The organism is Acidovorax soli, assembly GCF_014207955.1.
In the GTDB taxonomy this organism is placed as follows: Bacteria; Pseudomonadota; Gammaproteobacteria; order Burkholderiales; family Burkholderiaceae_C; genus Acidovorax; species Acidovorax soli_A.
On sequence record NZ_JACHLK010000022.1, the window covers coordinates 46,440 to 66,075 of the forward strand.

The 19,636-nt window shown below is 67.8% G+C and carries 15 protein-coding genes and 4 pseudogenes; 9 read left to right on the forward strand and 10 right to left on the reverse strand.

All coding sequences use genetic code 11. The annotated features are described in order from the left end of the window. Positions 1 to 75: 75 nt before the first annotated feature. From HNP48_RS32005 to HNP48_RS32015, 3 genes are all read left to right on the forward strand, one after another. On the forward strand, positions 76 to 711 hold the full coding sequence (locus tag HNP48_RS32005) for a hypothetical protein (RefSeq protein ID WP_184865073.1): 636 nt from the start codon (positions 76 to 78) through the stop codon (positions 709 to 711). A gap of 31 nt (positions 712 to 742) precedes the next feature. Then, on the forward strand, positions 743 to 1,771 hold the full coding sequence (locus tag HNP48_RS32010) for an RNA polymerase subunit sigma-70 (protein ID WP_184865076.1): 1,029 nt from the start codon (positions 743 to 745) through the stop codon (positions 1,769 to 1,771). Positions 1,772 to 1,880: 109 nt separating this feature from the next. Next, complete coding sequence (locus HNP48_RS32015; protein ID WP_184865078.1) at positions 1,881 to 2,474, forward strand: dihydrofolate reductase family protein; 594 nt, start codon at positions 1,881 to 1,883, stop codon at positions 2,472 to 2,474. Positions 2,475 to 2,501: 27 nt separating this feature from the next. Here the strand turns inward: HNP48_RS32015 and HNP48_RS32020 are convergent, their stop codons facing one another. The 6 genes and pseudogenes from HNP48_RS32020 to HNP48_RS35565 form a co-directional block, all read right to left on the reverse strand. Continuing rightward, complete coding sequence (locus HNP48_RS32020; RefSeq protein ID WP_184865080.1) at positions 2,502 to 3,515, reverse strand: helix-turn-helix transcriptional regulator; 1,014 nt, start codon at positions 3,513 to 3,515, stop codon at positions 2,502 to 2,504. A gap of 38 nt (positions 3,516 to 3,553) precedes the next feature. Further along, positions 3,554 to 4,741, reverse strand: coding sequence for a serine hydrolase (locus HNP48_RS32025; RefSeq protein ID WP_184865082.1), 1,188 nt, complete (start codon positions 4,739 to 4,741; stop codon positions 3,554 to 3,556). Between the two features lie 261 nt (positions 4,742 to 5,002). Continuing rightward, a complete protein-coding gene (locus HNP48_RS32030) occupies positions 5,003 to 5,431 on the reverse strand; it encodes a VOC family protein (RefSeq protein WP_260420453.1) in 429 nt (142 codons plus the stop codon). 31 nt (positions 5,432 to 5,462) lie between these two features. Continuing rightward, positions 5,463 to 5,750 (reverse strand): glutathione S-transferase family protein, encoded by a 288-nt coding sequence (locus tag HNP48_RS32035; protein ID WP_221480428.1) that lies wholly within the window; start codon positions 5,748 to 5,750, stop codon positions 5,463 to 5,465. Positions 5,751 to 5,784: 34 nt separating this feature from the next. After that, positions 5,785 to 6,017: pseudogene (locus tag HNP48_RS32040) on the reverse strand (IS5/IS1182 family transposase); the annotation flags it as partial. 48 nt (positions 6,018 to 6,065) lie between these two features. Continuing rightward, on the reverse strand, positions 6,066 to 12,101 hold the full coding sequence (locus HNP48_RS35565) for a DUF4347 domain-containing protein (protein WP_260420454.1): 6,036 nt from the start codon (positions 12,099 to 12,101) through the stop codon (positions 6,066 to 6,068). 139 nt (positions 12,102 to 12,240) lie between these two features. Between HNP48_RS35565 and HNP48_RS32070 the strand changes: the two are divergent. Next, positions 12,241 to 12,560, forward strand: a pseudogene (locus HNP48_RS32070) (cob(I)yrinic acid a,c-diamide adenosyltransferase); the annotation flags it as partial. 187 nt (positions 12,561 to 12,747) lie between these two features. Continuing rightward, a pseudogene (locus HNP48_RS32075) lies at positions 12,748 to 13,509 on the forward strand (IS5 family transposase). A gap of 5 nt (positions 13,510 to 13,514) precedes the next feature. On the opposite strand, the gene HNP48_RS32080 reads toward HNP48_RS32075, so the two are convergent. Beyond that, the gene (locus tag HNP48_RS32080) at positions 13,515 to 13,850 is read right to left on the reverse strand and encodes a glutathione S-transferase N-terminal domain-containing protein (protein ID WP_260420455.1); all 336 of its coding nucleotides are present in this window, start codon (positions 13,848 to 13,850) and stop codon (positions 13,515 to 13,517) included. A 372-nt stretch (positions 13,851 to 14,222) separates the two neighbouring features. On the opposite strand from HNP48_RS32080, the gene HNP48_RS32085 reads away from it, so the two are divergent. The 4 genes and pseudogenes from HNP48_RS32085 (at position 14,223) to HNP48_RS32100 (ending at position 17,007) form a co-directional block, all read left to right on the forward strand. Further along, the gene (locus tag HNP48_RS32085; protein WP_221480429.1) at positions 14,223 to 14,861 is read left to right on the forward strand and encodes an NMCC_0638 family (lipo)protein; all 639 of its coding nucleotides are present in this window, start codon (positions 14,223 to 14,225) and stop codon (positions 14,859 to 14,861) included. A gap of 12 nt (positions 14,862 to 14,873) precedes the next feature. Then, complete coding sequence (locus HNP48_RS32090; protein ID WP_184865086.1) at positions 14,874 to 15,410, forward strand: hypothetical protein; 537 nt, start codon at positions 14,874 to 14,876, stop codon at positions 15,408 to 15,410. Further along, positions 15,407 to 16,132, forward strand: a complete 726-nt coding sequence (locus HNP48_RS32095) for a hypothetical protein (protein WP_184865088.1) — start codon at positions 15,407 to 15,409, stop codon at positions 16,130 to 16,132. Before HNP48_RS32090 ends, HNP48_RS32095 begins: the two co-directional genes overlap by 4 nt. Then, positions 16,104 to 17,007 (forward strand): annotated as a pseudogene (locus HNP48_RS32100) (DUF3626 domain-containing protein). Before HNP48_RS32095 ends, HNP48_RS32100 begins: the two are co-directional and overlap by 29 nt. A gap of 11 nt (positions 17,008 to 17,018) precedes the next feature. On the opposite strand, the gene HNP48_RS32105 reads toward HNP48_RS32100, so the two are convergent. The 3 genes from HNP48_RS32105 to HNP48_RS32115 all read right to left on the reverse strand — a co-directional run bounded on the left by HNP48_RS32105 (position 17,019) and on the right by HNP48_RS32115 (position 19,619). Next, positions 17,019 to 17,429: a DUF2845 domain-containing protein gene (locus HNP48_RS32105; RefSeq protein WP_184865090.1), complete on the reverse strand. Its 411-nt coding sequence runs from the start codon at positions 17,427 to 17,429 to the stop codon at positions 17,019 to 17,021. 151 nt (positions 17,430 to 17,580) lie between these two features. Further along, on the reverse strand, positions 17,581 to 18,555 hold the full coding sequence (locus HNP48_RS32110) for a tripartite tricarboxylate transporter substrate binding protein (protein WP_184865092.1): 975 nt from the start codon (positions 18,553 to 18,555) through the stop codon (positions 17,581 to 17,583). Between the two features lie 68 nt (positions 18,556 to 18,623). Further along, positions 18,624 to 19,619: a tripartite tricarboxylate transporter substrate binding protein gene (locus tag HNP48_RS32115; protein WP_184865094.1), complete on the reverse strand. Its 996-nt coding sequence runs from the start codon at positions 19,617 to 19,619 to the stop codon at positions 18,624 to 18,626. Positions 19,620 to 19,636 lie beyond the last annotated feature (17 nt).

Consider the following 19,636-nt stretch of genomic DNA (forward strand, 5'->3'; position numbering starts at 1 on the left):
GCGCAAGCGGTATGCTTGGCGGGGTTTCCCCCGTCTCGCCCTTCTTTCTCCCTCTTTCCTTCCTGCGGCACACCCATGGCAACAGATCTATTCGTGCTCATCCTGATCATCGCGGCCCTGGCGGGCTACGGTGCGCTCGGCTGGAAACTGTACGAACTCCGGGAGGGTTCGAACTTCGTGCGGCTGCGCTACGAGCAGCACCTGTCCCAGGTGCGCACCGCCCTGCACGCGTCGGAGGCCAAGCTGGCGCTGCTCAAGGAGGTGTTTGAGGCCCCCACGGGCGTGGCCGCCCGGGTGGGCGCGCAGCAGGAGCTGGCCGAGGCCATCCGCACCTACGCGCCGCACCTGCCCACCCGCTACCGGCACACGCTGAGCTCCCTGCAGGCCAACGAGAAGTTCTTCTTGAACGTGCACAAGGCGATTCCCGATTTCTTCTCGGACACCATCAAGGCGCGGCTGGACAAGCACAAGCCCATGGGCAACGATTTTTTCGCGTCGGAGAAGAACGATCTGCTGGCCGAGGCGGGGGTGCTGCTGCTGCGGGCCAAGGATGTGCTGGAGTCGGTCGAGATCAGCCCCAGCATGGACCCGGGGGCCAAGCACATCGTCGCGGCCATCTCGCAGGGCCTGCAGATCGGCACCAAACGCAGCCCCAAGCTGGCCGAGATCGTGGAGGCCTGGAACGTGCAGCTGGAGGCCGACACGGCCTGAGGCCCCGGGGCCGGACCGCGCCCGATGCGCCATGCCAGCGCCTGCGGCACGCCCTGATCTCTCCACCGGGTACCTGGCGCGCGCCCAGGCCGGAGACACGGCCGCCTTCGACCGGCTGGTGGCGCCGCACCGCCGCGCGCTGCACACCCACTGCTACCGCCTGCTGGGCTCACCCTTTGATGCCGACGACGCCCTGCAGGAGACACTGCTCGCCGCCTGGCGCGGCCTGGCCGGCTTCGAGGCGCGCAGCGCCCTGGGCACCTGGCTCTACCGCATTGCCACCCATGTCTGCCTGCGCCTGATCGCACAGCGCCCGCAGCGCCTCACCTCAGCGGACCACGCGCCCCCCCTGCAGTTCACGGCCGAGTTGGGCGAGCCGGTGGCCGGCCCGGTGTGGCTCGAACCCCTGCCCGACGCAGAATGGGCAGCCGCCAGCCCCGAGGACCCGGCCGCCGCGCTGCAGCGGCGCGAGCATGTGGCCCTGGCCTTTGTGGCCGCGCTGCAGCACCTGCCCGGCACCCAGCGTGCCGTGCTGCTGCTGCGCGAGGTGCTGGAGTATTCGGCCGCCGAAGCGGCCGAGTTGCTGGGCACCTCGGTCGCCTCGGTCAACAGCGCGTTGCAGCGCGCGCAGGCCACGGTGCGCCAGCGCATGCCGGCCGCGCAGCTGCTGCAGACGCCCCCGCCTGCGGCGCCGGGGCTCGAAGACCTGCTCGCGCGTTTCGTCGTCGCCTGGGAGCGCCGTGACATTGCCGCCATGGCCGGCCTGCTGGCCGAAGACGCGCGCTTCACCATGCCGCCCCTGCCCTCCTGGTTCAGCGGCCGCCCCATGGTGCTGGCCTTCTTTGCCGAACGTGTGTTCCAGACCCCCTGGCGCCTGCAGCCCCTGCACGGCAACGGCCAGCCGGGCTTTGCCTGCTTCCTGCAGCAGGCCGGCGACGACCGCTTTCGCCCCGGCGGTGTGGTGCTGCTGCGCCTGCGCGGGGGATGTATCGAATCCATCGACAGCTTCATCGACCCCACGGTCTGCCGGCGCTTTGGCATGCCCGAAGAACTGGAGTGAAAAAAATCACGGCCGGACCGATGAGTTGGCGGCACGGCCTGTCTCCAAAGGAGTGACACGCCCCGGACAGGCCGGGCGCGTGCACCCCCGCCCCCAGGAGATTTGTCCCATGGCCCAACTCATCGTCAGCATCCTCAGCTCCCTCGACGGCTACTGCGCCGGCCCCGGCGGCACGCTCGCCGGCCTGCCCATGGACGGCACCGCCTTCGATGCCCACAACCTCGACTGCCTGCGCCGCGCGGGCACCCTGCTGTTTGGCGCCACCACCTACCCCATGTTCGAGGGCTACTGGCCCCAGGTGGACCGCAGCCCTGCCAGCGACCCGGTGCAGCGCGAGATCGCCGAGCGTGTGGAGGCCGCGCGCAAGCTCATCGTCAGCGACCGTCTGCGCCTGCGCCCCGATGCGCCCTGGGCCGGCAGCACCACCGTGGTCTCCCGCGCCCAGGCCCATGCGCACATCCGCAAGCTCAAGGCCGCGCCCGGCCCGGACCTGCTGATCTACGGCAGCCACCTGCTGTACTGCGACCTGCTGGCGCACGGCCTCGTTGACGAACTGCATCTGCTGATGGCCAATGTGCTGCTGGGCGGGGGCGTGCCCACCTTCGAGCCTGGACTGGTGCAGCAATCCTGGGCGCTGCGCGGCCAGCGCCGGCTGCCCGGGTCGGACATCGTGGCGCTGCACTACGACTGCGGGCCGCAATGACCGCCGGCCTGGCAGGCCCGAAGCAGGTCAAAACCGCCCCAGGGAGGCCGAAGGCGGCTCCCCGAACCGCGCGCGGTAGCTGGCCGCAAACATGCCCAGGTGGGCGTAGCCCCAGGCCTCGGCCACGTCGCGCACACGCGTGCCCTCGGGGGCGGCCAGCAGTTCTGCGCGGACACCGTTGAGCCGGGCCTCCCGCACCGCCTGCATGGGCGTGCATTGGCGGTACTCGCGAAAGGCGGCGTTCAAGGTCCGCACGCTGACGCCGGCGCAGCGCGCCAGCTCGCTCAGGGTCGGCGCCTCACGGGCATGGTCCCGGATATGCTGCTCTGCCAGCAGCACCTGCCTAGGGGCCATGCGGTGCAGCGTCGGCGCCTGGGGCCGTTCCAGCTGCTCGCGCCACAGGGTCAGCAGGTGCAGCCCGATCATTTCTTCGAGGTGGCGGCCCAGCGGCCCGTTCTCCACGGCATCGGGCATCTCGGTGATGCAGCGGCACACGTAGGACAGCAGGTGGATCCAGCTCGACTGGGCACCTCCGAAGCGGAACTTGCAGGCCCACATGCGTTCGTCCGCCGGCCTGCCGAACCAGCGCTCGTACAGGCCCGCCATCGCATCGTGCTGGAAGGTGAGGTTCAGCTGCAGGTGCTGCGCGTCGGCGTCCAGCCAGTAGTGGGTGCGCGAGTTGTCCACCGCAAACGCCTCGCCCACGCCCGTGTCGGCATACGCGCGGCCACCCGACCAGTGGCGTATCGCTCCGCGCAGCGTCGTCAAAACCATGCCGCAGCCGGCGTCGGACGAGAACTCCGTCAGGTGCACCGGCACACCATAGCTGAACCGGCTCAGCGTCATGTGCCCGATCTGGATGGCGTCGAGGATCGACTGCGGCTTGCGCACGCCCCCCATCGGGGCCACGTTGTAGGGCATGTAGACCTGCCGGCACCAGTGCTGCACCTCGTCCCAGTCGGCCGATGCCGCCATCAGGCGGTGCCGCGTGCTCGGCGCGCCCGTGGCATCGGTGATCAGGACTTGGCGGATCGCTTCCATACCAGCGGGCTCCTCGCAACATGCACGCCGGTGGCGGCTCACCGGCCATGATAGATGGCCGACTCGAACTCGACAAAACCGGGGTAGGACGCGGCGTCCTGGAAAGGCAGTATCTGCGTCGCCCAGTACCCGCCGATACCGCTCGTTCGGTCGATCCAGTAAAAGCAGTTGGCCAGGCCCGCCCACATCAGGGAGTTTGCCGGCCTGCCCGAAGGCGTGCGCTCGCGGTTGGTCATGAAGCTGTAGGCCCAGCCCTTGGGCGTGCCGGCAAAGAACTCGCCAGAGTTGCTGAAGGCGGGAATGGACGTGGTCCAGCCACCGGCCGACAGCCCCATCGCAGCCAGCCCGTCCGTCCCCATGGCCTCCACGGTCTTGGCCTGCAGCACACGGCCATGCGGGCCGTCCCCGTTGTTGAGAACCATGCGGATGAACTTCATGTACTCGCCCACCGTGCCATACAGCCCATGGCCTCCCATGTCCATCGGCGGCGGGTCGGGCAGCACCAGCTCGGGCAGCGGCGTCAGCTGGCCGTCCTCGGCGCGGTCGTGGATGGTCACGCGCCGCCCGCGCATGGACTCGCTCAGGCCAAAGCCGATGTCCTGCATTCCCAGCGGGCCGAAGATGCGCTCGGACATGACGGCCCCCAGGCGCTTGCCACGCTGCGCCTCGACGATGCGGCCCAGCCAGTCGATGTTGACCCCGTAGGTCCAGGCCTGCCCAGGCTCGTGCAGCAGCACCGAGCGGATCGCGTCGAAGCTGCACCCCACCACGCTCGGGATGTTGCGGGCATTGCGGAACCGCAGGTCATCGGCGCTGAAGAATTCATAGCACAGGCCCGAGGTGTGCAGCATCAGGTCGTTGACCGTGATCGGCCGCCGGGGCGCGCGGGTGCGCGGCAGGCCGCTCGCGTCAAAGCCGTCCAGCACCTGGATCTGGTCGATCTCGGGCACGTACTTGCCAGCCGGCTCGTCGAGCCGGATCCGCCCCTCTTCGACCAGCTGCATCACGCAGGTGGCGGTGAGTGCCTTGGTGGTCGAGAACAGCGCGAAGACGGAATCCGTGGTCATGGGCGCATCCCGGCCCAGCTCGCGGGTTCCGGCGGCCCCCTCGTAGAAGTTGCCATCGCGGTCGGTGGCCATTGCAACGACGCCCGGTGCGCCGCCGCGGCGCTGCGTCGTCTGGGCAAGCACCGCGTCCAGCGCTGTGGTGGTTCTGGCTTGTGTCATGAAGTCTCCTTGGTGGTTCTGGGTTGGCCCGGCAGGCCCGGATCCGGGCCCCGCTGGCGCAAGCCAAATCTAGGTGGACTTCAGGTGGCGCACTGTCTGGTTATGGCAAGCCGCTGTCTGCGGCTGGCAGGAATTGGCGTGGACATCCAGCGGCTGGCCTCGCGGCCCGCCATCGATGAGCAGGCCGCCTGGTCATCGGCGGCGCGGCGGGCCTGGCGGGTGCCCCTGATCCGCAGAACGGCGCCAGGTGCAGCCGCAGGCTCAGCCCTGAACAGCAGCCGGGTCATTGCAGAAAAGCGCAATCTTGTTCCCCACCGGATCGCGGACATAGGCAACAAAGAAGTCCTTGCTGTAGGCCGCGCGAAAGCCGGGCGCGCCCTCGTCGCTGCCGCCTGCGGCAATCGCTGCCGCGTGCACCTGGCGCACGCTGTCGTGCGAGCCGGTGCGAAACGCGGTCATCGAGCCGTTGCCCACCGTGGCGGGCCGGCCATCGAACGGTGGCTTGACGTAGACGACGCAGGGGCCGCTGCCGCCCCCCGGGGCCGGCAGCGCAAAGGTCAGGCCTTCGGGATCAACCTGCTTGCGGTAGCCCAGCGGCACCAGCAGGGCGGTGTAGAAGCGCTCGGACGCGCGCATGTCGTTCGCGCCCAGGGTGATGTAGCTCAGCATGGCGGCAGGGGGCTCCGGCAAGGTCAAGAGGGTTCGGATGGATGCACAGGGTTCACTCCAGCGCAAAGCGCTCGCGCCAGAATGCCTGCAGCCGGGGCTCATTGTCCACCCGGCGCACCACCGGGGCCATGCGCGGCGCCACCTCGCAGAAGCGCGCGCGCCAGGGGCCGAAGCGCGACACGACGGTGACATACAGGTCCAGCACCGTCAATGCGTCGCCCAGCAGGTAGGACCCCGGGCTCAACCGGCTGTCCATATGGGCCCAGCAGAAGGCGATGCGCTCGTGCACGGCATGGACCACATCGTCGCGCGCGGCCGGTGGCGCGCCGATGCGTGCCACGTCGGGCTTGCTCCAGTGCAGAGAATAAGAGTGGCTAACACGACCTCTCAACAAACCGCGAGCAGATGATAGCTGCGGCCAATTTCAGCAGCGCTTCGTGTATGTACAAAAGACGTTCAAAGCCAATTCGCAGTTCGCAGTTCGCAGTTCGCCCAAGTCTGCAAACTATCCGCGCTTCCTCTCGACCACCCTGCGGTGCCCGCCCAGCCGTTCGTTGCAATTTATCCCTTGCCTGGTAATCCGGCTGGTAATGCCCCGCCGCCTCAGGAGCTCAAGTCAAGCCTTGCAGACATAATGCCGACGAACAAAACCAGCTCAAAATGCTGGGAGAACGGCCAACGCCAGTTCCGCCGCCCCCACCAACTGCACATGTCCTGCCAGCGTGTAGTCCACGCCCTGCTGCAGCCCGGTGGTGTCGATGCGGTAGGACTGCCCGCCCACCTGCAGCAGTTCCACACTGCGCAGCGTGTCCACCTCGCCGCTGGCCAGTATGCGCACCAGCACTTCCGCCTGGCCTGTGCTGGCGTTGGTCTGCAGCTTGAAGCCGTAGTGCTGTACTTGGCCCACGTACACGGCCATGTCGGTGCCTTCGCCGCCATCGAGCAGGTCGTTGCCGCCGCCGCCGATCAGCACGTCGTTGCCCGCTCCGCCCAGCAGGGTGTCGTTGCCGCTGTCAAAGCTCCAGCCGGTTTCGGCAATGGTGCCTGCCTGGATCAGGTTGAGCAATGGGCCCGTGGAGGTCTGGGTCGTGATAGCGTTTTTCACCTGCGGCAGGTGAATCAAAAAGTCCAGCGCGCCAGTCCAGGTGCCGCCCTGGGCCAGGTAGTCCACGGCGATCTGCACGTTCTGCGCTGTGGCCATGCTGGCACCCACGGTCTGGGTGATCAGGGCCTTGGCCTTGTCTGCTGTGGTGAGGTTGGCGGGCAAGGTGCTTTCGTACCAGTTCCAGGCGCCTTGCAGCAGGTTCGCCTTGGTCCATTCGGGGCTAGACAGGAAGTTCTGGAAGTCCAGAGTGGGCAGTTGGCCCGTGAGGCCCTGGAACAGCAGGGCCGTGGTCTCCAGCCGGCCGTAGTCCTGGTTGTAGACCAGGGCCAGGCGCGGGTCGATGGGTACGCCGCCTTGCCAGTTGCCGACGATGCTGCCCTGCACCAGGTCGCTCAGGGCTGCTTCCTTGGCGTTGTAGCTGGCGTGGATCTGGCCATCCGTGCGGAGGGCAAACTGCCAGGTACCGGTGTCGGCTGCGCCGCCGATGAGCACGTCGTTGCCGGCGCCGCCTTCCAGGTGGTCGTCGCCGATGCCTCCCACCAGGGTGTCATTGCCGTCGTCGCCGTAGAGTTTGTCGTTGCCGCCGTGGCTGCCGATGACGTCGCCGCCGCCACCGCCGCGCAGCACGTCGTCGTCGGGGCCGAGCACGATGAATTGGGCGGCGCTGTCGCCCACGACGAAGTTGGCGCCTTCGCCGCCCACGATGCGCACGGCTCCGATGACGATGGCGAATTCGACCTTGTCGAATTTGAGGACGGTGCCGCTGGGCATCTGGCGTGCGTCGATGACCAGGGCCTCCTGCCGTGCGGGGTGGGCCGTGTCGCTCTCACCCGTGCCGTTGGCACCGGTGATGGTGATGGGCTGGCCGGGTACGGTTCCTGGCGCCACGCTCAGGGTGAGGGTGCGTACCGTGACCTGGCTCTGGTCCTGCACGCCGGGCACGAAGGTGTCGATGCCGGTCTGTAGCAGTTGGGTGAAGTCGGCCGGCAGCGAGAGGGGCTGGCTGGCGCCGATGAGTTTGTCGCGCAGTGTGAGGTTGGCGCCCGTGGTCTCTTCTGAGGAAACACCGACGCCCACGGGCAGGCCGATCTGCAGCACGGTCTCGCCACCGGCCGTGGCCAGGGGGATGTCGGCCAGTTGGCTGTTGGGGGTGTTGGGGTCTTCGGGGCGGGTGGCCGGCACGGGGGCCACAGTGGTGGTGGTCGTCGTGGTGCCGTTGCTGTTGGTGGTGGTGCCGGTCTGTACCGTGGTGCCGTCCACGGTGCTCTGGCCGGGTGGGGGCGTGCTTCCTCCACCGTCCGAGGGTGCTGCCGCCGTGGTGAAGTTGTAGGTGGTCTGGTCGGCCACGGCGGCCACGCTGTTGCCCGCCAGGTCCTTGAGGGCATTGGCACCCCAGTTGACGTAGTAGGCGGTGGAGGCAGCCAGGGCGGCCGTGGGCGTGATCACGAGCTGCCCGCTGCCGTTGATGGTGACGGTGGCGGGCACTACTGTGTTGGTGGCCACGTCGCGCAGTTGCACACTGGTGAGCACGCTGCCCGTGGTGGGGGTGGCATCGAGCGCCTCGCTGAACGGCAGCACGATGGCGCCGGTGGTGGCCGCGCTGGCGGCATTGTCTGCGGGGGTGGCGCCCGCCGGGTTGAAGGTGGGCGCTGTGGTGTCGATGGTGTAGTCGCGGCTGAGCTCGGGGCCGTGGTTGCCGGCCGCGTCGCTCACGCGCACCTTGAGGGTGCCGCTGCCCGAGAGCGTCTGGCCGCTCAGGCTCCAGGCCAGGCCGCCCTCGGCCGCGGTGGCATCGACCCAGGTAGTGCCGTTGTTCAGGGAGACTTCCACCCGCTCGTTTAGGGCGAAGATGCTGTTCAACGTGCCGTTGAGCGTCTGCGTGCCGCTGTTGGCCACCAGATCGGTGTTGCTGCCGCCCGTGTCGTTGGAGAACGCCAGCGAGGCGATCTGCGCCGTGGGCGCGGTCGTGTCCACCACGATGTTCTTGTTGGCGCCCAGCGAGCCGGCCGCGCCGGGCGCGGGCAGGGTCAGCACGGCGTCGTTGCCCGCCGCGTCACGGATGCTACCGCCCGCCAGCGCCAGCGCGCTGGTGCTGGCGTAGTCCAGGTCTGCGCTGTTCTGGCCGGCGGCGATGGTGTAGGTGAAGGTCAGCGTGCCGCTGCCGCTGCCCGCGGTGTAGACCGCGCTGGCGCCATTGTTCAGCGCCAGGGTGGGCGTGCCGGTGACGGTGACGTTTTCACCAAACGCCACCTGGATGCTGACCGTGGCCCCCGCCTTGTAGGCGCCGTTGACGGTGGAGGAGGTCACGCCCGTCACCGCGGGCACGCTGTTGTCCACGGTGGCGTTGCTGGTGTCTGCCCTGGTGGTGGTGTTGCCCGCGTTGTCGGTGACGGTGGCGCTGATGTTGCGGTTGCCGGCACTGAGCGCGCCGGCCGTGATGGTGTAGGTGGCGCTCCAAACCCCTGCGGTGTTGCTGGCGGCCACCGCGGTGCCGCCGCCAAAGGCCGAGAAGTCGAAGGTGACGCTGCCCAGGGTGTCGCTGTTGTTGTCGCCAGCTGCGGTGTTGTTCCAGGTGGCGGTGACGTTGTCGCCCGCCTTGAACACGCCGCCCGCGCCGCCGCTGATGGACAGGTTGGCATCGGTCACCACGGGCGCTTGCGTGTCCACGGTGGCGTTGGCCGTGCCGGCGCGGGAGGTCGTATTGCCCGCGTTGTCGGTGGCCGTGACGTTGACGTTGGCGCCCGTGGCATCGATGGTGCCGGCGGCGATGAGGTAGGTGGCCGTCCAGGCCCCGCTACTGTTGGTGGCAGCAACGGCCGAGCCGCCGCCGAAAGCAGAGAAGTCCACCGTGACGCTGCTGAGGGTGTCGCTGTTGTTGTCGCCGGCTGCCGTGTTGTTCCAGGTGGCTGTGACGGTGTCGCCAACCTTGTAGGTACCGCCGGAGCCCGTGGCGCCCGAGAGACCGATATTGGACGCGGTGACCGCAGGGGCGACGTTGTCCACCGTGGAGTTGGTGGTGTCTGCCGTGGTGGTGGGGCCGTTGCCGTTGGTGGCGGTGACGCTCACGTTGCGGTTGGTCGCGTCGATGGAACCGGCTGCGATGGTGTAGGAGGCGGTCCAGGTGCCACTGGAGTTCACGGCTGTCACGGCCGAGCCGCCGCCAAAGGCCGAGAAGTCCACTGTGACGCCAGTGACGCCGCTGGCGTTGTCACCAGCAGCGGTGTTGTCCCAGGTGGCGGTGACGGTGTCTCCAGCCTTGTAGGCACCGCCGGTCCCCGAGGCACCAGAGATGCTGATATTGGCGTCGGTCACCGTGGGGCCAGAGGCCACGGTGATGGTCTGGGCCGAGTAGCTCACATTGCCCGCCACGTCGGTGGCCGACAGGTAGATCTTGTAGGTGCCGGCGCTCAGCGCGCTGCTGGTGCGCAGATCCGTGCCGCTGATGTTGAAGCTGCCGTTGTTCAAATCGTTCGTGCCATTGCCCGTGGCCAAGGCGTAGGTGATGGCTTGGTTATCAGTGGCCGAGACAGTGGCTATTGCCGCGTTGCTGCCCGTGGAGGACACGGCGACAGAGGTGCTGCTCAGCCCCAGCCCGGTGGGCGCCGCCGTGTCGATGGTCACCGACAGGTTGCCGGACATGGCGCCCACGTTGCCCGCCGCGTCCGTGGCCTGGGCGCTGATGGTGTGCGTGCCCTGCACCAGGGCCGGGTTGGCGGTGATGCTCCAGTTGCCACCGGTGGCCGTGGCCGTACCCAGCACCGTGCTGCCGTTGGCGTACAGGGTGACGCTGCTGCCCGCCTCGGCCGTGCCGCTGAAGGTCGGCGTGGTGGCGTTGGTGATGTTGTCGGTGTTCAGGCCGCTATCCGATGCGGGCTGCAGGTCGGGCACGCTCGGTGCAGACGGCGGCGTGGTGTCGACGACGATGGCCTTGTTGGCGCCCAGCGAGCCCGCTGCGCCAGGCGTGGGCAGGGTGAGCGTGGCTGCCAGTCCGCTGCTGGTGGCGGTGATGCTGCCGTTGTTCAGCGCCAGGGCGGTGGTGCCCCAGTAGTCCAGGTCGCCGCTCGTGTCGCCGGCCTGCACGGTGTAGTTGAAAGTCAGCGTGCTGGTGCCTGTGCCCGTGGCGTAGCTGGCCAGGCGGTCGGTCGTACCCGTCTCCAGCGTCAGCTGCGGCGTGCCGCCGGCGGAGTTGACGGTGACGGCTTCACTGAAGCTGATCTGGATGGCAATCGTGTCGCCGACCTTGTAGCTGCCGTTGGCGGTGCTGGAGGTGATGCCAGTGACGGTGGGCGTACCATTGATCGTAAAGTTGCCGATCCCCGCGTGGGTATAGGGTGTGGTGTTGTCGCCCACCCAGTTCGTAGCATTGCCGACGGCGGCCAGCAGGTCCGCCTTGGTGCCGGTGGTGATGCCGTTGTACTTCATGTTGTCGAAGCCGAACGTACCGCTGGCGCTGGAGCTGCCCGTCAGGCTGTTGGACGTCAGCGCGATCGCCGAGGTGCCGTTGGTCAGGCCGTCCGGGATATAGGAGAACTGCTGACCGGTGATGGATCCGGTGCTGATCCACGAACCGTTGGTGTAGTTGGTACCGTTCTGGCCGGTGTTGATGCCGTAGATAAACGTGGCGCCGACCGTGGTGCCGGAGGTGCCCTGGTAGGCGAAGATCTGGTCGCCGGTACCGAGGAAGGCCGTGTTCGTGCTGGTGCCTAACGAGCCGCTCAAGCCGGTGACGGCATTGAGGTCCTTGTCCGTCATCGAGGCATTGCCGCTACCGTTGTTGGTCACGATGAACAGCGAGCCGGCGGTGATGTCGGCCCCCACCGTCCAGGTCATGAAACCCTCGTTGTTGCCCGAGGTGTAGAACCGATTGGAGGCCGCCGAGATGCTGCCGTCGTAACTGGCGTCGGTGAAGTGGATGATGGTGCCGGCGCCGATGTCGCGCATCGCCACGAAGGCCCAGCGCTGCGAGCCCGCGGTGTCGTCGGCATTCAGTCCGAGGATCGCGATGTCGCCTGCTGCCAGCGTGGTGGCTATCAGCAGGCCGTTCCAGTCCTGTTGGCCTGGGACCGTCAGCACGGTCGCGGCCTCGATCGCGCCGGTATGCTGCTCCAAATGCCAGTCGCCGCCCAGGGCCGCAGCGCCGGTGCCGTTGGTCGAGGTGGCCACGTCGGCACCCGTCAATGCCGCCAGCCGGTCGGCAAAAGGCTGGCCCGCTCCTTTCGACACGTCGCAGCCATACAGCAGGATGTCACCGCCACTGTTCAGGCTGGTGCCAATGGTCGTCAGCAAGCCCGTATTGCCGTCTAGAGTGTCGACGTTGACACGGCTGCTGCCCAGGAATATGCCGCCCTCGAAGCCATGGCTGAGCACATGGATGGCGTCGTAGCCGCTGTGCGTGTGCGCCCATTCGGCCATCTGCGTCAGCCCGTCGCGGCTGCCGTCCAGCAGCACCACTTCAACCCCCGACCGCACCCCAGCCACCAGAGTATGGTAGTGGTCAACGTTGGTGTCGATGAAGGCGGCTTCCTTGCGGAGGATGCCTACTGCATCGGTCTTTGTGGCGATGGCGGGGATGGAGTTGGTCGGCATGGTCAAGAACTGATAGGGATGGATGAATGCGCGGGGCGAATCGTGCGCTGCGTTCGCGTCTACTGTGCGGTGTTGGTAACTGTAGGCTACGACGATATCACCCCGATGCACACTGACGAACAAACTCCATGCAGATGGAGTGCCGCCCACCGAAGCCCGCTACGACGAACCCCAGGGCGAGCGCCGCGGCTTGGTGCTGGTGCACACCGGCGACGGCAAGGGCAAGGGCACGGCGGCCTTTGGTCTGGCGCTGCGCGCGCACGGGCGCGGGCGCGGCAAGCCCGCGCGCATCTTCCAGTTCATGCAAGTCCCCTCGGCGCGCTTTGGCGAACATCGCATTTCGAACAACTCGGCATTCCCGTCGAAGGGCTGGGCGACTGCTTCAGCTGGAACAGTCGCGACCTGGAGCACTCGGCTCAACTGACGCACGACGGCCAAATGCGCGCCAGGACGTGCGTGCGTTAGGGAAGTCCCAAAAAACGTCGGATCCGATGTGCTGGCGATCTGCACCTGATCGCTGTCGTGGATTTCGCGGCCTTAGAGTCGCTAACACCACTTCCTCCGAGGCCTCCGCAGAGCAGCCATGCCCGCTGCCCTCATGGCACGACGACGCGTTAGCAAAGAACTGTGACGGCAGCTACAACCCCTGATTCCAGCCTTCGTGCCATCCGCCAAAGGCGGTGCTTGCAAGCTCGCAGTGAGCGATGAAGCCGCCCTCAACGGCATCCTGTTCGTTTTGCAAACAGGCATTCCATGGGAAGACCGCCCCCAATCCCTGGGATACGGTAGCGGCATGACCTGCTGGCGACGCCTGCGCGACTGGAACGCCGCTGGTGTCTGGGAGCAGTTGCATCAGGCCATGCTGACTCGCTTGCGTGAACAGGACCAGATCGATTGGAGCTGGGCCAGCATTGATGGCTCCTCGGTACCAAGCCCCCGGGGGGCCAGGAAACAGGGTCCACCCCCACGGACAGAGGCAAGCTTGGCTCCAAGCGACACATCGTCGTAGACGCCCGGGGCATCCCGTTGGTAGTGCTGGTCAGTGGCGCCAACTTGCACGACTGCATGATGTTCGACCAGTGCATTGATGCCCTACCGGAAGTGCGGGGATTGCGCGGCAGGCCCAGGTGTTGGCCCGCCAAACTGTACGCTGACAAGAGCTATGACTACGCCAAATGCAGAGCGCACCTGCGCAGCTGCGGCATATCACGCAGGATTGCCAGGCGGGGCATAGAGAGCAGCAAGCGCTTGGGCAAGCATCGCTGGGCAGTGGGGAGAACCCATGCCTGGTTTGCCGGCTTTGGAAAGCTGCGCATTCACTTTGAGCGGCGACTGGACATCCTCCGAGCGGCTGCTGAAATTGGCCGCAGCTATCATCTGCTCGCGGTTTGTTGAGAGGTCGTGTTAGCCACTCTAAATGGCCGATGAGACATACACCATCCACCGCAGGTACTGGCTGCGCCGGGGGTCATCCAGCGCCGGCGCCAGGCGCGCCTCGGGGTGCAGATCGGCCAGGTGGACCAGGATGGCGGCGCTTTCGGTCATGACCTCGCCACCGGGCAGCACCACGGTGGGAATCTGGCGCAGCGGGTTCACCGGCGCCACGCGCTCGCGCGCGGCGGGGTCGGCCCAGGTCGCGCCATCGACCAGGGCATAGGGAATGCCCAGCAGCGTCAGCGCGGCCTCCACCGCGATCGAGCCGGAGGCGGGGGCGCCATACAGGGTCCAGGGGGTTGCGGTGGATGCCATGGCAGGTTCATAGCACAAAGCGCACATCACCCATTTGGGGGCTCTTCAGCCGCGCCCTGCACTCCTAGAATCGTAAGCAAAAGAAAGAGTGGGAAACCTGGGAGAAAGAAGCGCTTGCGTCCGCGGGCTGGCAGGCAACTGCCGGCCCGCCGGCCGCAGACCCGGGCCAGCGATGGCACGGTGCGGGGCGCTGCTGCAGCAACAACAACACATGCCATCTACCGTCAGCGATGCCGGTAGATTTTTTTCTTTGGGGGCGCGGCAAGCGGCCTCTTCTTGCGCCAGGCGGAGCGTCCGGCCTGCCTGCAGGTGTGCTTTGGCACAATGAGGGGTTCTGTACGCACCATCGTAGATCCAGCCCCCATGATGATGATGAAGCCCGCCCTCTTCCAGGCCCTCCGGGCCCGCCCCCTGCTTGCGGCCACTGCCGCTGTGCTTGCGCTGTCTGCCCAGGCCTATGCGCAGAGCACCACCAAGCCTGCAGCGCCCGCCAACCCCAGCACCCCAGGCGGCGCAGCCGCCAGCGCCAGCACGCCCGCCCAGCAAGCCGAATCGTTTGCCAACATCTTCGCCACCACCTGCGCGAAGTACGCGTCCAACCTGGGTGCGCTGCGCACCAAGCTGGCACCGCTGCCCACCATGCCGGCCGACAAGGCCAACTACTTCCTGCAGGGCCAGCCCGGCAAGGTCTGGCCGGTGCCGGACCCGCATGGCAGCTTCGTGGTCGCCATCCCCGACGGCCAGAACCTGTGCGCGGTGTACGCGCGCCGCGTGGGCGTTCCGCAGACCCTGGCCTGGTTCAAGAAAATGGCGACCGAGGCGCCCGTGCCCATGGTGGCCCGCCAGGTGCAGGACTCGAAATCGGCCAGCCCGCAGAACGGCACGGCCCACACCATCGCCTACGAATGGGCCGCGCCTGACAGTACCAAGCGCGTGCTCTACAGCCTGACCACCTCGGCCTCGCCCACGGCCGACCTGCAGGGGCTGGCCAGCGTGACCTACGCGCCCTGATCCCGCCCCGGCATGGGCACCACCACATCCGCCGAGGACGAGATGGCCATGCAGGCCTGGGCCTCGCATGTGGGCATGGCAGAGCAGTTGGGCGCACCCTGGGTGGTGAACCTGCAGCTTTCCACGGTGCCCATGAACCACTGGTTCTACCGGCGCAAGGCGCTCCAGCCCGCAGACCTGCAACTGGACATCGCCATCCCCAGCTACGGCCTGTGGTGCGCCACGCTGCGCCGGCACGACGGCCTGTTCATGGCCCAGTGGCGGCCGGGCGGCCGCTTCAGTATCGATTCGCAGCAGATGAAGTACACGCGCCTGACCCCCTGGCCCGCCATGCCATCGCTGATGGACTTCCCGGCCCTGGCAGGGGCGCTGGAGCAGGTGCTGTCGGTGCGCTTCATCCGCCATGCCAACCTGGGCGCGAACGGCCTGGCCGTCGACCTCGAACACTGGGCCGCCGCCGAGCACGGCACCGCCGCCCTGCGCCAATGGCTGGCCCCCTGTGCGGACACGCTGGGCACCCACTACCGGGCAGCACAGGCCAGCGCATGACAACGCCCTGCCCGCACTGCGGCGCCACCACCATTGCCTTCACCCCCTCCGATGCCGACTTCGGGGCCGTGGTGCGCGCACTCGCCAATGGCTCCAAAACCCTGGCCGCGGGCGAGTACAAATGGTTTGCCCAGTGCACCGACGCCGAGGCCACGGCCTGGGTCGCGCACCTGCTGCACTGCGCCCACGCCTGGCCCCAGGCCGAGGCAGACGAAGCCGTTCTGGCCCAGGTGGAGGCCGCCTTTGCCGGCGTGGGCAAGCCCGCACACTTCACCAACCGCAGCCACTGCGACGAGTGCCGTACGCACGACGACACATTGCGCGCCCGCACGCGCGCCACCCTGCGCCGCAGCGACCTGGGCAACGCGGGCTGGGACCCGATCACGTTTTCGAGTGCCGACGGCATTGGCTACTTCTTCCCCAACCTCGCCCGCTTTGCCCTGCTGCCCGATGTGTGGCCCGACCACAGCTGGTATGCCGACCAACTGCTCTCGCACCTGGCCTGGGATGGTGCCGACAACCGCTTCCTGGCCTGGTGCACGCCCGTGCAGCGCAGCGCCGTGCACGCGCTGCTGGCGCACATTGCGGCCACGCGCGGGGATGTGGCCGTGCACCATGCATGCGAGGACGCGCTGCAGGCAGCGCTGACGGTATGGCAGGCCCCCTCCGGACAACCGCCACAGCCCGGCGCACATGGCGCACCACCACCCACCACCGCTTGACGGCCTCCCCGCGGGCCCACCGCAGGACCGCGCGCTGCGGGAGGTCGAGGCCAAAGCGCGCAACACCACGGTTGAGCGTGCACAGCCGCTGGATAAGGCCGCCCGCATTACCCTGCAGTTCCACCCCGACCGCTGGCACCAGGGCCGGCCCATCCTGCAGGCCTTGCGCGAGGATGGCTGCTACAAATCCCAGTTCGAAACCCGCACCAGCAACGGCGGCCTGACTGCGCACGAGGGTGGCGACCGGTGGCAGTGGGAGAGCCGCATCTTCGGCGGTGCGTACGACGGCGCGGCCCCCCGGCGAGCGACCCAAGTACGGCGCACTGAACCACCGCGCCCTGCCCACGGGCGCAGCACCACGCTTTGGCTCGGCCTACCTGCGCCTGAAACCCGAGGTGCTGCAGCGCGCCACCTTCTGCTACCCCGACAGCGTGTTTGAACCGCAGCACTTCGGCACGGTGGACCACGCCACGGCGCTCATTGCGCTGGCCGAAGCGAACCGCCAGCCCGACCCGCTGGACCGCTACATCGAAGCCCACGTGCATGGCCCCGTGCTGCTGGCGCGTGATGTGGAGGCGCTGGTACTGGATCCATGCTTCCGCGAAAGTCCTCTAGAGGAGTTGGCACGCCAACTGCCCTGTCCTGTGGAATGGCATGCGGGGTTTCGGCTGGACGTGGAAGTCTTGCTGCAGCACGCGGACTACCGGGGCTCGGCCATCGCCGCGCTGGGTGCGCAGATCGCCCGGCACGGCGTGCTGACACCGGCCGCCATCGGCGAGGCCGCGGCCTCAGGGCAGCACGACCCGCAGGCGCTCAAGAAGGTGTGGCACTACGTGGCGCGCTTCGGCGACCTGTCGAAGGCTCAAGGGGCCTGAGATGCGGCCCGTCATGGCACCCGGTCCCCATCCCGTATCTGCGCCACCACCCCGTTCTGCAGCCGCACCACCGACATGAAGTTGCCCGGGCCGCGGTGGTAGGTCCACTCGTCCACGTACTCGCACTGCTCGGTGACTATCTGGCGGGGCGCCTCGCGCGGGTGCAGGGGCACGGTCCACAGCACGCGGGGAATACGGATGCACACCGTGTCGGTGGCGAAGGGCTGGCCGCACTTCATGACCAGGCTGGCGCGCGAATCGCCCACACCCACCAGGCGGCCGCCGCAGCCCAGGCCCTGGGCATGGGCCTGCTTCACGGGCGCCAACATGCCCGCGGTGGCAATGGCCGCCAGGGCCAGGCACAGGGCACCGCGTGCAAACCATTGCGACGACGCGGGGAAACAGGTGGTTGGTGGCAGCATGGTCGTTTGGATGCGCATCACGCACAAAAGTTTGGCACACAGAGCGCACGCCGCAACGAAAAAGGCCCGCACACGGCGGGCCCTTGCGGGGTTGGCGCCCTGCAGGCTCAACGGTTGAGCCTGCAGGCGGGTTGACCACCCGGCCCTGGGCCTACTCCGCCTCGATCTTGGAGGTCTTCACCACCGTCGCCCAGTTGGCCAGCTCCACCTTGGCTTTCTCGCCCAGCTGCTGCGGCGTCTGGTAGTCGGCCGTGGCGCCCTGCTCCTGGGCCTTTTGCTTGAAGGCGGCGCTCTGCACCACGGTGCGGATGTCGGCCGTGAGCTTGTCGACCACGGGCTTGGGCACGGCGGCCGGGGCGAACACAGCGAACCAGGAGGTGGCGTCCACCTTGGGGTAGCCGGCCTCGGCCGTGGTGGGCACCTCGGGCAGGCTGGGCAGGCGCTCCTTGCCGGTCACGGCCAGCACGCGCAGCTTGCCGGCGGCGATGTGGGGCATGAAGGGTGGCGCGGTGCCGAAGGTCAGGTCCACCTGGCCGCCCAGCAGGTCCTGCAGCGCGGGGCCGGTGCCCTTGTAGGGCACGTGCACCATCTTCACGCCGCCCTGCTGCTCCAGCATGGCGCCGGTCACGTGCTGCAGCGAGCCATTGCCCGACGAAGCGTAGTTGAGCTTGCCGGGGTTGGCCTTGGCATAGGCCACCAGCTCGGCCAGGGTCTTCACCGGCAGGTCGTTGCGCACCACGATGATCTGCGGGGCCGAGATCACGTTGGCCACGGGCTGGAAGTCGGTCTGCTCCCACTGCTTTTGCTTGGTGAGGTGGGGCGAGATGACGTGGTAGCCCGAGTACTGCATGAGCAGGGTGTAGCCGTCGGCCTCGGCGCGCTTGACGGCGCTGGCCGCAATGGCCCCATTGCCGCCGCCCTTGTTGTCGGCAATGACCGACTGGCCCAGCACCGGGCCCAGCGCCTGGGCCAGCATGCGGGCCGACAGGTCGGTGGTGCCACCGGCGGCCGTGGGCACGACCAGGGTGACGGGCTTGGCGGGGTAGCTGCCACCTTGCGCGAAGGCGCTGCCGGCGCACAGCGCGGCCAGGGCCAGCAGGGTGAATTGTTTGCGGGTTGCTTGCATGAGGGATGTGTCTCCGTTCTGAGTTATGGATGGATGGATGGTGAAGCGACGAATTGGTGGCGAGGTGGTCAATCCACCTTCGCGCCCGTTTCCTGGACGACCTTGTGCCAGCGCGCCAGGTCGTCCTTGACCAGGGTGCCCAGCTGCGCCGATGTGCCCTTGAACGGCTCGCAGCCCACGGCGGCCAGCTTGTCGACCACGTCCTTGTGGTCCAGCGCCTTGGCCACCTCGGCCTGCAGCTGGGCCACCACGGCGCTCGGGGTGCCGGCGGGGGCGAACATGCCGTACCACGGGGTCTGGCCAAAGCCCTTCAGGGTCTCGCCCATGGTGGGCGCATCGGGCAGCGCGGCCACGCGCTTTTCGTTGACCACGCCCAGCACCTTGAGCTTGCCGGCTTTGATGAAGGCGATCGACGAGGGCAGGCTTTGCACCGACAGCGGCACCTGCCCGCCCACCACGTCGGTGGCTGCCGCCGCCGAGCCCTTGTAGGGGATGTGCTGCAGCTCGATGCCCGCGGCCTTTTGCAGCATCTCGCCGATCAAATGGTTGAGCGTGCCGTTGCCGGCCGAGGCAATCGAATACTTGCCCGGGTTGGCCTTGGCCACGGCGATCAGCTCGGCCATGTTCTTGGCGGGGAAGGACGGGTGCGCCACCAGCACATAGCCGGCCGTGGCCAGCGGTGCCACGGGCTCGAAGTCCTTGACCGGATCGAACCCGGTGCTCTTGTACAGCCAGGGGTTGATGACCTGGGCGCTATCGGCCGTCACCAGCAGGGTGTAGCCGTCGGCCTTGGCCTTGGCGGTGTTGGCCGTGCCCACATTGCCGCCCGCGCCGGGGCGGTTGTCCACCACCACAGGCTGGCCCAGCTGCTCGCTGAGCCTTTGCGCCAGCACGCGCGCAATCGCGTCGTTGGCGCCGCCCGCGGCCTGGGGCACGACCACGGTGATGGGCTTGCTGGGGAACTTGCCCGCGTCCTGCGCGGCGGCAGTGAACGCGGTGGCGCACAGCGCCGCGGCGAGCACCAGCCTGCGTGGCATGCGGTAAGGGAATCTCGAATCGCTCATGGTCTTGTCTCCTGTCG

What these genes read in the sequence shown, in the direction of transcription:
- HNP48_RS32080 (WP_260420455.1), bottom strand. Translation starts at nt 13,850, where the DNA reads ATGGCATCCACCGCAACCCCCTGGACCCTGTATGGCGCCCCCGCCTCC.
- HNP48_RS32110 (WP_184865092.1), bottom strand. Translation starts at nt 18,555, where the DNA reads ATGCAAGCAACCCGCAAACAATTCACCCTGCTGGCCCTGGCCGCGCTG.
- HNP48_RS35565 (WP_260420454.1), bottom strand. Translation starts at nt 12,101, where the DNA reads ATGCCGACCAACTCCATCCCCGCCATCGCCACAAAGACCGATGCAGTA.
- HNP48_RS32005 (WP_184865073.1), top strand. Translation starts at nt 76, where the DNA reads ATGGCAACAGATCTATTCGTGCTCATCCTGATCATCGCGGCCCTGGCG.
- HNP48_RS32085 (WP_221480429.1), top strand. Translation starts at nt 14,223, where the DNA reads ATGAAGCCCGCCCTCTTCCAGGCCCTCCGGGCCCGCCCCCTGCTTGCG.
- HNP48_RS32090 (WP_184865086.1), top strand. Translation starts at nt 14,874, where the DNA reads ATGGGCACCACCACATCCGCCGAGGACGAGATGGCCATGCAGGCCTGG.
- HNP48_RS32020 (WP_184865080.1), bottom strand. Translation starts at nt 3,515, where the DNA reads ATGGAAGCGATCCGCCAAGTCCTGATCACCGATGCCACGGGCGCGCCG.
- HNP48_RS32015 (WP_184865078.1), top strand. Translation starts at nt 1,881, where the DNA reads ATGGCCCAACTCATCGTCAGCATCCTCAGCTCCCTCGACGGCTACTGC.
- HNP48_RS32105 (WP_184865090.1), bottom strand. Translation starts at nt 17,429, where the DNA reads ATGCTGCCACCAACCACCTGTTTCCCCGCGTCGTCGCAATGGTTTGCA.
- HNP48_RS32025 (WP_184865082.1), bottom strand. Translation starts at nt 4,741, where the DNA reads ATGACACAAGCCAGAACCACCACAGCGCTGGACGCGGTGCTTGCCCAG.
- HNP48_RS32115 (WP_184865094.1), bottom strand. Translation starts at nt 19,619, where the DNA reads ATGAGCGATTCGAGATTCCCTTACCGCATGCCACGCAGGCTGGTGCTC.
- HNP48_RS32095 (WP_184865088.1), top strand. Translation starts at nt 15,407, where the DNA reads ATGACAACGCCCTGCCCGCACTGCGGCGCCACCACCATTGCCTTCACC.
- HNP48_RS32010 (WP_184865076.1), top strand. Translation starts at nt 743, where the DNA reads ATGCCAGCGCCTGCGGCACGCCCTGATCTCTCCACCGGGTACCTGGCG.